The following is a 13,804-nucleotide window of genomic DNA, read 5'->3' as shown; positions in this document are numbered from 1 at the left end:
GGGGGAATCATGCGTCGACGGGTGACGGGCGTGCGCAGCACGGAACCGCAGGCCTCGACGCCTCGGGTGTCGATCGCCCTGGCCGCTGCGAGCGTCGCCGCCGTAGCTGCCTTCACCGGGTTCGGGATCGCCGGTGTCGGGCCGCTGGCCGCGCTCGCCGGGGACGGGCAGAGCAACGCGACCAGTGTCCACGCGGTCATGGCGTCCGACGGCGGCGGCGCCGACAGCGCCCCGACGGAGACGCCCGAGACGGTCACCCCCGAGACGACGACCGCTGAGCCGACGACCGCTGAGCCGACCTCCGAGTCGGACTCGCCGGCCCCGGAGACGGAGCAGCCGACGTCCGAGGCGCCGGATGACGAAGACCCGGACCCGACGTCGGAGAAACCTACTGCGGACGAGCCCACAACGCAGGAGCTGACGGAAGATTCCGCTCCTGTCGACCCCGGTCCCGTCGACCCTGCTCCACCGACCGACCACCAGGACTCGCCTCCGAGCGGCGGCTCCGGCGGTGAGGACGACGGAGATGAGGGCAGCGGCGGCGGCTCGACACCCGGCCCGACCGACCCGACCACTGACCCGACGACGGAGCCGACCACGGATCCTGCGACAGACCCGACCACCGATCCGGCGACTGATCCGCCCACGGAACCGACGACAGATTCGCCGACCGATTCGACGACGGCGACGGACGACCCCGAACAGACAACGCCCATCGAGGGGCCGACGACCTCCAGCCCGCCCGATTCGGATCAACCCACCGCAACCGATAGCTCCTCCACCTCGGCGACCTGATCGAGCACCGCCAGTCGAAGCGACGGCTGCGGCTGAGGTCAGCTCGACACAGGGCGCTGCGGCCAGGGGCCGTCAGACCCCCAGCAGATGAAGGATCTCGGCACGGTGCCGGATGATCCATGCGGCGCTGCGTGAACGCCAGGCCAGCCGCCACTGCGCAGAATCGTCCGCCGGGGCATCATCCGCCGGGGCATCGTTCGCCGAGATGCTCAGGCGTATGGCCTCGTACGCCGTATCGCGGATCGCGTAGTCGCTCATGCCTCGCACGACGGCGGGCCAGAGCGTGCGATCGAGCCTGTAGCCGTCGAGGAAGGCGGACAGCAGCTCGACCTTCTCCTCGAGGTTCGTCAGCGGAGCGACCGCGTCGACCTCGGGATCGTGGAATCGCAGGGCCAGCCAGGAGGTGGCGGCGATCTCGTCGAGTCGCACGATCGGCCCCGCGAACTCCCAGTCGATCAAGGACACGGACTCCGCCGAGGTCACCAGGACGTTCCAGGGCCCGGTGTCTCCGTGCCCGATCACGATCTCGGAGAGGAAGGTGCTCTCGCTGAACGGGTCCGGGGCGGATGCCCGGAACTCGAACGGCTGCCATACATCGGTGGGCCGAGCGTCGAAGTCTGCGCCGGCGTCATGGAGCGAGCGCAGCAGGCGGCCGAAGGATTCGACCTGAGCGCGGCTCAGCACCACATCGATCGCCGTGGCGCCCTCCACATAGCTGACCTCGTCCAGCTCGGGCGACTGCTCTGCGAGCGGGATCGGCAGGCCGTCGAGTCCCGCGCCGGCGAGATGGGAGAGCAGCCGATGCACGGTGGCCGACCAGTCCCGCCGATCGCGCGACACGCTCTTCGAGGTCACCGAGACGAATTCGTCGGCCACAGGTTCTCCGTTCGGGGGGACGTGCTTCGGGCTCAGGGAGCTTGCGTCGGCTCCAGGATCCGAGCGTATGCGGGCACCGACTCGGTGGCGATCGAATACTCGTGCCCGGGTGCGGGAACGGACGGCGAGCCCATGGACTCCGTTCGTCACCGTGCACCGAACGCGGCGGCCGACCTCTTGATGCGTGGCAGCGCTACACCCGACACGCCACGCTGAACCCGCCGTCGTCGTAGACGGTCTCGAAGGCGTTCCCCCAGGTCTCCTGCGACCAGTCGGCGATGTCCGCGGGCGGTTGATCGGCCCAGGAGAACGCGTAGACGTCGCTGAGCACGCAGTCCGGGACTCTGGTGTTGGGGCCGTGGATCCACTGCACGTCGTGGTCGGGCACGGCCTGGGCCATGAGGGTGATGTCGACGGCGAGCACGTCGCCATCGGGCACGGCGTTCAGCGCGGCGGCGGCGTACGGGGCCCGCCAGGTCGGCTCCCAGCTCTCGGGCCGCACGACGTCCAGCACCGGCATCGTCCCGCCCAGCATCAGCGTGACGACCGCGGAGGCCGCGACCGCGGTGACCCGGATGCGCCGCACCGGGACCGGGGCGTCGCGCCGCAGCCAGGCGGTGGCCCGGCCGCTGCGGCGGTCACCGAGGGCATCGAGCAGCGCGGCCAGGGCGATCGGCATGAGCACGGCGTCGTAGTGCCATCCCCAACCCCAGTAGAACTCGACGGTGCCGGTGAAGCGCCAGGCCAGCGTGGGGAGCATGAGGGCGATCAGCGGCGAGCGGGCGCCGATGACCCCGGCGGCGAGCAGCAGCATCAGCACCGTCCCCCACTTCGCCCCCGGCCAGAACACATCCAGCGGCGAGCCGAGGTTGCCGGTGTAGTCGTACTGCCCGGCCGTGTTCAGCGCCGGCAGGATCACGAAGGTCGACAGGATGAACCAGCCCGCGCCCCAGCAGGCGAGGGCGTATCCGAGCAGGCGATGCTCCCGGTCGCCCCGGTTCCGCAGCGCGATGATCACTCCCAGCAGGGCGACGGTGAGGCCGAGGTCCTCCTTGACCAGCACCAGGGGAGCGGCCCACAGCACCGCGGCGGGGACCCGGCCGCGCAGCAGGGCCGTCAGCGACATCGCCAGCAGCGGCACGGCGAACGCTATCTCGTGGAACTGCACGGACGCGGCGGACTGCAGCCCGAAGGAGAACACATACGCCCCGCCCGCGAGGATGCCGAGCCCGGGACCGAGACGATCGATCGCGAGGCGGGTCAGCGGGATCGCGGAGATCCCCAGCAGCAGCGCCTGGGTCCACAGCAGCGCCTCGCCCGACGGCCACACCCACCACACGGGGGCGAGCAGCGCCAGGATCGGATGGAAGTGGTCACCGAGCAGGTTCACGTCGTCGCCCTTGATCGGGACGATCGGCGCGCGCAGCTCCCCGTAGGCGCGTGCGAGCTGGGTGAAGATCCCCAGGTCCCATGACCGTGCCGTGAGGTTCCGGAACTGCAGCGTGCCCTGCACCCCGTAGGCGAGGGTCGCGAGCACGGCGAGCAGCGGCGGCATGATCGCGCGGGTGCGTGCTCCCCGGCCTCGTTCCGGCGCCCCATCCCCTGGCGGCACGCGCTTCCCCCGCGGCGCGGTCGTCCCCTGCGGCCCCGCGGCGCGGCGGCGCGCGGGCGGGGGAGCGGCGTCGGGGGTCACGGGGCGAGGGTATCGGGCACGCGCGTGCGGGGCGGACATCAAAGGTGCCGACAAGGGATCCGCCGCCACCTCGTGAGCGCCCGTCAGCCGAACCCCGTGCAGACCATAGAATCCGCGCATGACCTCGCACTGTGCTGGCCGAATGCTCCGACTCACCGCTGCGGCGGGCGCCGTGGGGGCTCTCAGCCTCGTCGAACCCCGTCGGCTCGGCCCCTGGACCCGGGCCGCCTACCGGCTGGGAACGGCGGTGGTGAGCGGGCTGCTCGTCGCCGACACCACGACCGAGGAGGGCGCGCTGCTCGACCCGGCGCGCGACGGACTCCTCGCCGGAGGGGCCACCCTGGGTCTCATGGACCTGTCCGAGCACGCGGATCGCAGGATCGTGGACGGGCTCCGCCGTCTCGGGGTGGCACGACCTCGGGTGCTGCTGGCCGGGATCGGGGCGGCAGGCGCCGCGGCGCTGTACCTGGTGCCTTCGTCGGCGCGGACCGAGCGTGGTGGCGACCTCGGGCAGTTCGAGGACGACCAGGAGCCGGCAGAGATGCCCGAGCAGGTCAGAGCACTGATCGCGGCGCTGCTCGAGCCTCCGCTCGACGGTGGCGACCATCCCGGCGCCCCCGCGCTGCGCACGCAGCTGGACTCGGCCCGCATCGTCGAGGTCGACAGCGGGCCCGGGGACGTGACGCTCGTCGTCGAGCAGACCGAGCGTCTCGCCGTGCCGCGGAATCAGACCTGGCCGGTCACCGCCCGCTTCGAAGAGGACGGCTTCCGCTTCTCGCTCGAGCTGCAGGTCGACGGGGGTCGGCTCGGGATGCTCAGCGTGATGGTGGCGGACGAGGAGGAGCGCACGGACGAGGCCCTCGAGCTCCTCGACCGCCCGGACTACGAGCTGCCGGAGCTCCAGGAGATCACCCTGCACCACGAGAGCGAGCACGAGGAGCGTCCGGACCACCTCCGCGGGCGGTGATCGGTCGCAGGATCCCCGGGAGATCGCACTGCAGGATCCGTCGCAGGCCGCCCCTCGGCCGGTGCGGCGGCCCGAGGCGCACTGTCACAGTCCGATCACTTCGGTGATAGGGGTCACGCCGATGCCTCAGCCGTGATGAGATGCCAGGTGCTGGTGCGCGCCGGGATACCGGGCGCGATGATGCGCTGCGCACCGCCCATCCCATCCCCGGAGGAAATCTTCGATGCCCCTCACCCACGCTCACCTGCCCAGACCGCGCGGAGTGCTCGCGGCCGCTGCCGGCGCGAGCCTCGTCGCAGGCCTCCTCGTGGCCTCGCCGGCGCTCGCCGACGGCGGTCCCGAGTCCCTCGGCTCCGCGTCCGACCTCGGCGTGACCGCCCCGACGCCGAACGACGTCCTCGATGCCTCGCCCGACGCGATCCCGGGGCGGTGGCTCGTCGAGGTCTCCGGCGACCCCGTGCTCCGCGGCGGCAGCCGCTCGGCGAACGTCTCCGCCCAGGACACGGTCAGCACCCGTGCGGCCGATGCGTCGATCCCGCTGACGGTCGAGGCGACCTACGTCCAGGGCTGGAACGGCATGGCGGTGACGATGGACGATGCGGACGTGACGAAGCTGCGCGCCGTCGACGGCGTCGAGGCCGTGTACCCGGTGCTCGAGGTGGCCCAGCCCGAGCCCGAGCCGGCGGACGCCGGCCCGGAGGACGTGTTCGGCAACGCCATGACCGGTGTGGACCAGGTGCAGGAGGTGGACGGCCTCACCGGTGAGGGCGTCACCGTCGCCGTGATCGACTCCGGCATCGACTACAACAACCCCGACCTCGGCGGCTCCGGCGTGAACGACGAGACGGTCGACTTCCCCGGCGATCGCGTCGTCGGGGGTTACGACTACGTGGGCGACGACTACGACTCCCGGACCGGGAAGCCCCCGGTGCCCGATGCCTACCCCGACGACTGCGGCGGCCACGGCACGCACGTGGCCGGCATCATCGGAGCGGACGGCGAGGTCATCGGTGCCGCCCCCGACGTCGACCTCCTCTCCTACCGGATCTTCGGCTGCGACGGCACCAGCAGCACCGATGTGATCCTCGCGGCGATGGAGCAGGCGCTGACCGACGGCGCGGACGTGGTGAACATGTCCCTCGGCGCGAGCTTCATGACCTGGCAGGACTACCCCACGGCGCAGCTGGCCGATTCCCTCACCGCCAACGGCGTCACCGTGGTCATCTCCGCCGGCAACGAGGGCGCGGCCGGGACCTTCTCGAGCGGCGCCCCCGGCGTCGCCTCCGACGCGATCACCGTCGCTTCGGTCGACAACACCCATATGCGCACGCCCTTCGGCATCGCGGCCGACGGCGATCGCGCCTACGCCGCCGCCACCGGTGGCCCGGCCGCCCCCACGGAGGGGGAGCTCGCGCTGATCTCCGCCGGCGAACCGGGCACCGAGGCCGGGCAGGGCTGCACCGCCGACGCGGTCCCGCCCGCCGCCGGGGCCGGCCAGGCCCTGCTCGTCGAGCGCGGCGTCTGCTCCTTCTACGAGAAGGCTCTCGCCGGCCAGGACGCCGGCTACGACGCCGTGATCCTGTACAACAACTCGCCCGGCACGGTGAACCCCACGGTCGAGGGCGACCCGGCGATCACCATCCCCGTGGTCATGATCTCCCAGGCCGACGGCACCGCGCTCCAGGAGGCGGCCGCCGCGGGCGACGTCACCTGGGCCTGGCAGGAGGGCACCACCGTCGTCGAGAACGAGACCGGCGGACTCGTCTCGGACTTCTCCTCCTACGGCCTCACCGCCGAGCTGGAGCTCAAGCCGGACATCGCCGCCCCGGGCGGTTCGATCTGGTCCACCATCCCGCTCGAGCAGGGCGGGCACGGCGCGAAGTCGGGGACGTCGATGGCGGCTCCCCACGTCGCCGGTGCCGCGGCGCTGCTCCTGCAGGCGCATCCCAACCTCGCACCGCAGGACGTGAAGACCGCGATGATGAACACCGCGGATCCGCTGACCTGGTCTCTCGCGCCTGATCAGGGATACCTCGAGCCGGTCCACCGGCAGGGCGCCGGCCTGCTCGACCTGGTCGAGGCCGTGCACACCACGACCAGCATCTCGGTCCCCTCGATCTCGCTCGGCGAGGGCGAGCAGGGTCTGCAGACGGTCACCCTGAAGGTCACCAACGATTCCGAGGACGACAGGACCTACGACATCGGCGTCCAGCACGGAGTCGCCACCGGCGCGCCGACGGAGAATCCGGAGTTCTACACGGCCGAGGGCACCGCCGAGCCGTCCGCGTCGAGCGTGACCGTCCCGGCCGGCGGCACCTCGGAGGTCGAGGTGACCCTCGGCGAGGACTTCGGCGAGGACGGTCTCATCTACGGCGGCTGGGTGACGTTCACCGGCGCCGACGATGATCTCGTGGTTCCCTTCGCGGGCCTCTCCGGTGACTACCAGGCGCTTCCCGTCCTCAGCGACCAGGGGATGGGCCTGCCCTCCCTCGGCGTCAGCGACGGCGACGGCGGCGTGCTGCTGGACCCGGAGGGCGGGAGCACGTACACGATGCAGGACGGGGACATCCCGTACCTCGCCTACGCGTTCTCCTACCCCGCCGAGCGGCTCGAGATGAAGGCCTACTCGGTCAACCCGGCAGGGAAGCTGCGGGTCGTGAACCCGAGCATCGGTCTGATCGACTCCGAGGATCACCTCGGTCGCTCCGCCGAGCCCGAGGTCTACGGCTGGGACGGCACCTACACCCTGAAGAACGAGCGGGTGCGGACCGTCAAGGACGGCGACTACGTGCTGCAGATGCGGGTGCTCAGGCCCCTCGGCGACCCGGCCAACCCGGATCACTGGGAGACTTACACGTCTCCGCAGTTCACGATCGACAACCCGGCACGCGGCAAGGACGACGCCCGCTGACCGAGAACGGCGCCGTCCCTCGGCAGGGACGGCGCCGACGGGCGTGATGCCCGGATGGACACTGCGAGGGCGGTGGCACCCGATCCCGGGGTGCCACCGCCCTCGCCGTCGTGCCCTCGCCCTCGCCGTCGTGCCTTCAGCCGTCCAGCTGCTCCGCCTCGATCCGGGCGAAGCGGATCTCGCGCGACTCGATCTCCCAGAGGATCCCGATCGCGTCGTCGTCCAGTGCCTGGACCACCGAGTAGTCCAGCGGCCCGGGCTCGAACACGAGTGCTTCCTGCCAGGTCGCGCCGTCGTCGGCCGAGCTGTGCAGGGTGCCGCGTACCCGCGCGAAGCGGTCCCACGCGTTGCTGAACAGCAGCATTGTCGCGCGCGGATCCTCAGGCGACGCGTCCGGGAAGCGGCGCGCCAGCTGGGCGTTGTTGCCGGGATCGACGAACTGCTCGTCGACGCCGAGGTCCTCCCAGGTCATGCCGCCGTCCGCCGAGACCGCAATCCGGCGATGACCGCCGCGGGCATGGTCGCGCGAGTTCAGCAGCACGCGTCCGTCGGAGAGCTCCGCGATCGTGGTCTCGTCCGTGTCCTCGCCCACCGGATCGCCCCGCTGCCAGGTCGCACCGTGATCGTCCGAGACCAGGCAGTACGAGCGCACCACCTGGTCATCGCTCGGGACCCCGTCGGCCCAGAACCAGCCGGCGTAGGGCTGTACGAGACGCCCGGCATGAGGACCGCGGCGCAGCTGCAGCCCGGCGCCGGAGGTGGGGAAGGCGGTGCGCAGCAGCTCCGGCGGGGAGGCGACCGCGGTGACGGAGCGGTGCGTCCAGGTACGGCCCTGATCGGTGCTCGTGCTCACCGCGGAGCCCAGCACGTTGCGGTCCGAGTCGTCCGTGCCGGCGGCCGCATCCCACACCCCGCGATCCTTGGCGTGGGTGTGGAACACATGCACCGCGCGGGTGACGGCATCGACCACATAGCTGGGGTCGCAGAACCACTGGCGACCCTCGCGGTCCGCCTCCCGAAGGCTCTCGAACGGGCCCCAGGTGCGGCCGCCGTCGAGGGACCGACGCTGCACGAGACCCGTGGGATCGGGGACGTCCTGGCCGGTCTCGCGGCCGTCGAAGGCGGCGAGGACGATCCCGTCGCCGAGGTGGGCGAGGCCCACGATGCGGTATCGGGGCCAGGGCCCCTCCCCGGCTCGTGCGAGCACGGAGTGGGGCAGGGGCGCCTCAGGGACCGGGGAGGGGCTGTGGCCGAGGGAGATCACCGCGAGAGGATCCAGTCCAGGTCGAGACGGGCGAAGGTGATCGCTTCGCCCTCGCCCTCGTACAGCAGCGCGAACTCGCCGCGACCGCTGGGGATGAGCACCGAGTACTGGCAGGCACCGGGCTGGAAGACGCGCTTCCGGCTCCAGGTCGCGCCGTCGTCCTCGGAGACCTCGATCGTGCCGTTCTCCCGATCGTTCGGGGCATGGTCGGCGTGGGTGAACAGCAGGATCTTCGACTTCCGCGAGCCCTGCGGGGAGTCGGGATAGGCGCGGGTGATGTGGGCGTTGTTCCCGGGATCCACCAGCGTCGGATCACGGTGCAGGTCCTCCCAGGTCTCGCCGCCGTCGTGGCTGAGCGCCACCCAGCGATGCCCGGTGCGCACGTTCTCCCGCGAGTTCATCATGAGCGTGCCGTCGGAGAGCTCGACGACCTTGTTCTCGTCCATCGCCGTGCCCACGGGCGTGCCCATCGTCCAGGTCTCGCCGTGGTCGTCGGAATAGACGGAGTACGCCTGGACGACCTCGGCATCTCCGTCACCCTCGCCGCGGAAGAACCCGGCGTACTGCTGCACGAGGCGGCCGGCGCGGGGGCCGTAGCGCAGCTGGATGCCGGCGCCGGAGGAGGCGAAGGTCGCCCGGCAGTCCTCGGGCTTGACCACGTCGGTGATCAGCCGGTGCTCCCAGGTCTCCCCGGAATCCGTGCTGACGGCGACGGCGGCGCTGAGCACGCCGCGGTCCTCGTCGTCGTGGCCGTAGTCGCTGTCCCACACGCCGACGTCCTTGGAGAACACGGAGAAGCAGAACAGGGTTCCGGTCTCCTGATCCACGACGTAGGACGGGTCCGAGAAGCCGGTCTTCTCCCCGGGCGCCTCGGACTCGTTGCCCGCAGAGATCACCGTCGGCTCGCCCCAGGTGCGGCCGCGATCCGTGGATCGGCGCTGCCACAGGGAGTTCGGGGCAGGCGCATCGCCGTGCACCGGGCGCTTGTCGAACGCCGCCAGCAGATCCCCGTTCGGGGCCACGGCCAGCGCAGGGATGCGGAAGTTCGCCACGTCCCAGTCGCCGGGAGCGGCCAGGACCTGCTCGTCGTAGCTGCCGTGGCGTCGGCCCTCGTCCTTCGTCGGCGGCAGGGCGAGCGCGCCGCCCGCTCCGGCACCGAGGGCGGCCAGACCGGCGGTGCCGGCGAGCATCGTGCGTCGGGTCATATCCATCAGGGACTCCTTCGTCGTGGTGGGGTCGTGCGGTCTGTGGTGGGTCAGTTCGGGTTCGAGTTCGGGTTCGGGCTCGGGATCACGGGGCGAGTGCGTCGGCGGCGTCGCCGACGAGGACCGGCGCATGCTCCTCGCCGGCGTGGGATTGGTGGCCGACCAGACGTACCGGTGCACCGCCGTCCTGCGTGATCCGCAGATCCGAGAGGGTGCAGCCGGTCAGGGTCCAGACGCTCGCGGGCAGGTCCCGAGCGGTGACATCGGTGTACCAGAGGGTGTTGCCCGTGAAAGTCGGGGGCAGCACACCCTCGAGGACCACCCCGGGGCCCGGGTCGCGGACGGTGTCGCCGATGGGGAAGGCGAGCTCCGCGGTCCAACGGCGCGGTGAGCCGCCGTTGGCGTGGTTCATCGTGCAGCCGGTGACCGAGCCGTGGTTCCAGTTGTCGGTCGCGTGATCACCGAACGCGCTGGTGGCGGCGATCGAATAGTAGGCGCCGTAGCAGCCGACGATGACGTTGCCGGTGAGGTTCCAGTTCCCGGCGGAGTTCCAGATCGCCAACCGACAGGTGGTGAAGACATTGGCGGCGAGCACCGAGTACTCGCAGCGGTCGGTCGTGGAGATTCCGAGGTAGCAGTCCTCGACACGGTTTCCGGTGATCTGGAGTCCGTAGGAGAAGTAGTCGTCCGCGGCGTCCCCGGTCGCAGCGATCCCGGCGCCCTGCCAGCCGATCAGATCGCAGTCGATCACTCGCAGGTTCCTGGCCCGACGGGCGCGGATGGCCGTGTGCTCGACGACCAGCGGGACGTCGAGAGCCGGGGACTCGGTGCCGAGCAGCCGTACGCCCCGGATCGTCACGTTCTCGGCCTGGTCGATGACGAACGCTCCGTGACCGGTGCTCGACACGCTCACCGTCGCGCCGTGCCCCTCGATCACGGTCCCGCTGGGGAGCTCCACGGGAGCGTCCAGGACATAGCGCTGTGCGGGATCGAGCTGGATCTGCGGGGTGGCGGCGAGGACCTCGGCCCAGTCGGCGTCGGCCGCGAGGACCGGGAGGGTCTCGGAGCTGTCGGTCCGACGAGGGTCCGGCGGGCCGGCCACGGCGGCCGACGGAGTCAGCGCCGCAGCGAGCCCGAGCCAGGCCGCCCCGAGCCCCGTCAGCAGGGCGCCCCGCCCGATCTCCGCACCAGCGCCGGGCTCGGCGCCGTGGCCCGACGAGGGGTCCGGGCGTGGGGAGGACAGGGGACGCTTCCGAGGGGCGCTCGTCGGATCGTGAGCCATGGGGTTCTCCACTCATCGGGGACAGGCTGGTGGGGTCGACGGTTCGTGGGGCTGCTGGGGGTTTCTTGCTGGTGCTGGTGCTGGTGCTGGTGCTGGTGCAGGTGCAGTGCTGGTGCGGGGTGGGTCAGGCGGTGGTGACGGCGTGGTGGAACCAGGTGGTGAGGGTGGTGGGGTGGGTGATGGCGGTGCCGACGACGACGGCGAAGGCTCCGGTGGCGCGGGCTGCGGCGGCGTGGGCGGGGGTGTGGACTCTGCCTTCGGCGACCAGGACGCTGGAGGCGGGCAGGCGAGCGGCGAGTTCGTGGAGGAGGTCGAGGTCGGGGCCGTCGGTTTTTGGGCGGGCGGGGGTGTAGCCGGCGAGGGTGGTGCCGATGATCTCGACTCCGGCGTCGGCGGCGAGCAGGGCGGAGTCGAGGGAGTCGCAGTCGGCCATGAGGGGGCCGTCGAAGAATTCGCGGACTGCGTGCACGGTCTGGGTGAAGGTGCGGCCGTCGGGGCGGGGGCGGGTGGTCCCGTCCAGGGCGAGGATGTCGGCTCCGGCGTCGACCACGGCGCGGCAGTGGTCGAGGGTGGGGGTGATGAACACGCCGTCGGTGCCGTCCTTCCAGATGCCGATGACGGGGATGTCGATGGCGTTCTTGACGGCGCGGATGTCGTCGAGGCCTTGGGCGCGGACGGCGCTGGCGCCGCCGGTCTGGACGGCGTTCGCGATCTGGGCCATGGTGCTGGGGTCGCGCATGGCTTCGCCGGGGTAGGCCTGGCAGGAGACGATCAACGACCCCTCGAGCGGGGCGATCAACGGATGCATGGGGAAGCCTTTCATCGGGTGGGCAGAACGTCGTGCGCGCTGGCGGCCGCACCGAGCAGCGCTGCGTGAGTGCCGGCGCTCGCGGGAAGCACCGGGGTCGCCGCGACCACGTCCATCGCGTCCTGCGCGATGCCCTGGCGCAGGGCATCGGCCCACGGCCCGTCGGCCTCGGAGACCCCGCCGGTCAGGGCCACGACCTCGACATCGAGCACGTTGAGGAGTCCGCCGATCACCCGGCCGGTGGCGAATCCCGCCTGCCGGTACGCCTCGAGCGCGACCGCATCGCCCTCCAGGACGGCCCGGGCGAGCCCGTGACCGTCGGTGATCGTGGAGGCAGGTTCTTCGCCGCCCGTGTCGGACTCCGACCGCAGGCGGCGTGCGAGCTCCACGATGCCCGGTCCCGAGGCGAGACCCTCGAGGTGGCCGACGCGTCCGCAAGGACAGGGCACACCCTCGGCCCCCGGGACGGCCAGGTGGCCGATGTGCCCGGCCGCTCCGTGATCGCCCAGGACCGGGGCACCGCCCACCACCTGGCACCCGCCGATCCCGGTGCCCACGGCGACCAGCAGCAGGGACCCGCGGCCGCGGCCCACCCCGAAGCGCGCCTCGCCGATCCCGTGGGCGTGCACATCGTTCAGCACGGTGACGGGCACGCCGAAGCGTGCGGCGAACGGGCCGGCGACGTCGGTCCCCGCCCAGCCGCTCAGGGAGTCGGTGGCATGGGTGACCTGGCCTCGAGCACTGTCGATCACCCCGGCCGACGAGATCCCGATGCCGGCGATCCTCGCCCCGCCGCACACGCGCTCGGCGAGCTCGAGGGCGGCGGCCAGGATCGCCTCGGCCCCGTCGCGGGCCGGGGTCGGAACCGTGTCCACGCGGTCGACCTGCGGTCCCGGCAGAACCTCGTCGGCCGAACTCGAACCCGAACCCGAACTCGAACCCGCCCCGTGGACCAGGGCGGCGCGGATCTTCGTGCCCCCGAGGTCGAGGGCGAGGATCGGATCAGGCATCGGCGCCGCTCAGCAGACCCGTCTGCTCCAGGATCGCGCGGATCCGGCCCACGGCCTCGCCCTCGATCGGCGACATCGGGACGGTGACGTTGTTGGTGGAGATGATGCCGAGCTCGCGCAGCGCCGTCTTGAACGCGCCGATGCCGGCGGCCGGCCCCACCTTGTCCGTGGGCTGGAAGACGATCTCGAACAGTGCGGCGAGGCGGTCCTGTTCGCGCCGAACCAGTGCCCAGTCCTCGGCCTGTGCGGCGCGGTGCATGCGGGCATAGCCGGCGGGGTCGACGTTGCCCAGGCCGGGCACGGAGCCGGCGGCCCCGGAGAGGTAGGCGCCGTCGACGACGACCTCGTGGCCGGTCAGCAGAGTCAGCGGAGATCCGGCGGCGCGGTTCATGGCGGCCAGGCGGCGGAAGGAGACGTCGTCGCCGCTGGAGTCCTTGACGCCGGTGATGACACCGTCCGTGCCGAGCTGCAGCAGGTGCGCGGGGGAGAGCTTGGTGTGCACGCACACCGGGATGTCGTAGGCCCAGATCGGGGCGTCGGCCGCGGCGGCGATGGTGCGGAAGTGGGTGTCGATCTCCTCCGGACCGGTGATCGAGTAGAACGGCGCGGTGACGACATAGCCGTCCAGGCCGAAGCGCTCGGCGGCGCGCATGTGGTGGATGACCCGGTCGGTCTGCATGTCGATGACGCCGGCGATGACGGGCACCTGGCCGGCGACGAACCCGGTGACGGCCTCGAGCACCTGTGCCCGGCGGGCGTCATCGGAGTAGGCCACCTCGCCGCTCGAGCCGAGGGCGAAGATCCCGTCCACGCCGCCCTCGAGGAGGTGGGTGACCAGGCGTTCGAGGGAGGCCATGTCGATCTCGCCCTCGGGCGTCAGCGGCGTGAGCAGCGGGGGGACGACGCCGGTGAGGCGATCGGTCGAGGAGGTCGAGGCGGAGGTCTGCGTGGTGGTCATGGGGGAGTGCTCCTTCACGAGGCGTACAGGGGGTG

The 13,804-nt window shown here is 71.6% G+C and carries 11 protein-coding genes; 3 read left to right on the top strand and 8 right to left on the bottom strand.

Features of this window, described 5'->3' with window-relative positions; translation table 11 throughout:
* The first annotated feature begins 30 nt into the window (after positions 1–30).
* The gene (locus ACT3T5_RS01070; protein WP_444593336.1) at positions 31–795 is read left to right on the top strand and encodes a hypothetical protein; all 765 of its coding nucleotides are present in this window, start codon (positions 31–33) and stop codon (positions 793–795) included.
* Between the two features lie 72 nt (positions 796–867).
* On the opposite strand, the gene ACT3T5_RS01065 is transcribed toward ACT3T5_RS01070, so the two are convergent.
* Both ACT3T5_RS01065 and ACT3T5_RS01060 read right to left on the bottom strand, forming a co-directional pair.
* On the bottom strand, positions 868–1,671 hold the full coding sequence (locus ACT3T5_RS01065; protein WP_444593335.1) for a phosphotransferase: 804 nt from the start codon (positions 1,669–1,671) through the stop codon (positions 868–870).
* Between the two features lie 193 nt (positions 1,672–1,864).
* On the bottom strand, positions 1,865–3,364 hold the full coding sequence (locus ACT3T5_RS01060; RefSeq protein WP_444593334.1) for a DUF2079 domain-containing protein: 1,500 nt from the start codon (positions 3,362–3,364) through the stop codon (positions 1,865–1,867).
* Between the two features lie 118 nt (positions 3,365–3,482).
* Between ACT3T5_RS01060 and ACT3T5_RS01055 the strand changes: the two genes are divergently transcribed.
* Both ACT3T5_RS01055 and ACT3T5_RS01050 read left to right on the top strand, forming a co-directional pair.
* Complete coding sequence (locus ACT3T5_RS01055) at positions 3,483–4,331, top strand: hypothetical protein (RefSeq protein ID WP_443350104.1); 849 nt, start codon at positions 3,483–3,485, stop codon at positions 4,329–4,331.
* A gap of 223 nt (positions 4,332–4,554) precedes the next feature.
* Positions 4,555–7,242 carry a S8 family serine peptidase gene (locus ACT3T5_RS01050; protein WP_444593333.1) on the top strand — a complete coding sequence of 896 codons (2,688 nt, stop codon included), beginning with the start codon at positions 4,555–4,557 and terminating at the stop codon, positions 7,240–7,242.
* 136 nt (positions 7,243–7,378) lie between these two features.
* On the opposite strand, the gene ACT3T5_RS01045 is transcribed toward ACT3T5_RS01050, so the two are convergent.
* From ACT3T5_RS01045 to ACT3T5_RS01020, 6 genes are all read right to left on the bottom strand, one after another.
* The gene (locus ACT3T5_RS01045) at positions 7,379–8,506 is read right to left on the bottom strand and encodes a sialidase family protein (RefSeq protein WP_444593332.1); all 1,128 of its coding nucleotides are present in this window, start codon (positions 8,504–8,506) and stop codon (positions 7,379–7,381) included.
* Positions 8,503–9,717 carry a sialidase family protein gene (locus ACT3T5_RS01040; protein WP_444593331.1) on the bottom strand — a complete coding sequence of 405 codons (1,215 nt, stop codon included), beginning with the start codon at positions 9,715–9,717 and terminating at the stop codon, positions 8,503–8,505. Before ACT3T5_RS01040 ends, ACT3T5_RS01045 begins: the two co-directional genes overlap by 4 nt.
* A gap of 79 nt (positions 9,718–9,796) precedes the next feature.
* The gene (locus ACT3T5_RS01035; RefSeq protein ID WP_444593330.1) at positions 9,797–10,993 is read right to left on the bottom strand and encodes a hypothetical protein; all 1,197 of its coding nucleotides are present in this window, start codon (positions 10,991–10,993) and stop codon (positions 9,797–9,799) included.
* 124 nt (positions 10,994–11,117) lie between these two features.
* A complete protein-coding gene (locus tag ACT3T5_RS01030) occupies positions 11,118–11,801 on the bottom strand; it encodes an N-acetylmannosamine-6-phosphate 2-epimerase (protein ID WP_444593329.1) in 684 nt (227 codons plus the stop codon).
* Positions 11,802–11,812: 11 nt separating this feature from the next.
* A complete protein-coding gene (locus tag ACT3T5_RS01025) occupies positions 11,813–12,811 on the bottom strand; it encodes an ROK family protein (RefSeq protein WP_444576324.1) in 999 nt (332 codons plus the stop codon).
* A complete protein-coding gene (locus ACT3T5_RS01020; protein ID WP_444576322.1) occupies positions 12,804–13,769 on the bottom strand; it encodes a dihydrodipicolinate synthase family protein in 966 nt (321 codons plus the stop codon). The genes ACT3T5_RS01025 and ACT3T5_RS01020 overlap by 8 nt, the downstream gene beginning before the upstream one ends.
* Positions 13,770–13,804 lie beyond the last annotated feature (35 nt).

The sequence above is a fragment of the Brachybacterium sp. AOP3-A1-3 genome (genome assembly GCF_052378285.1).
Lineage (GTDB): Bacteria > Actinomycetota > Actinomycetes > Actinomycetales > Dermabacteraceae > Brachybacterium.
Note: the sequence above shows the minus strand (reverse complement) of the source record. Positions and strands in the feature narration are given on the sequence as shown.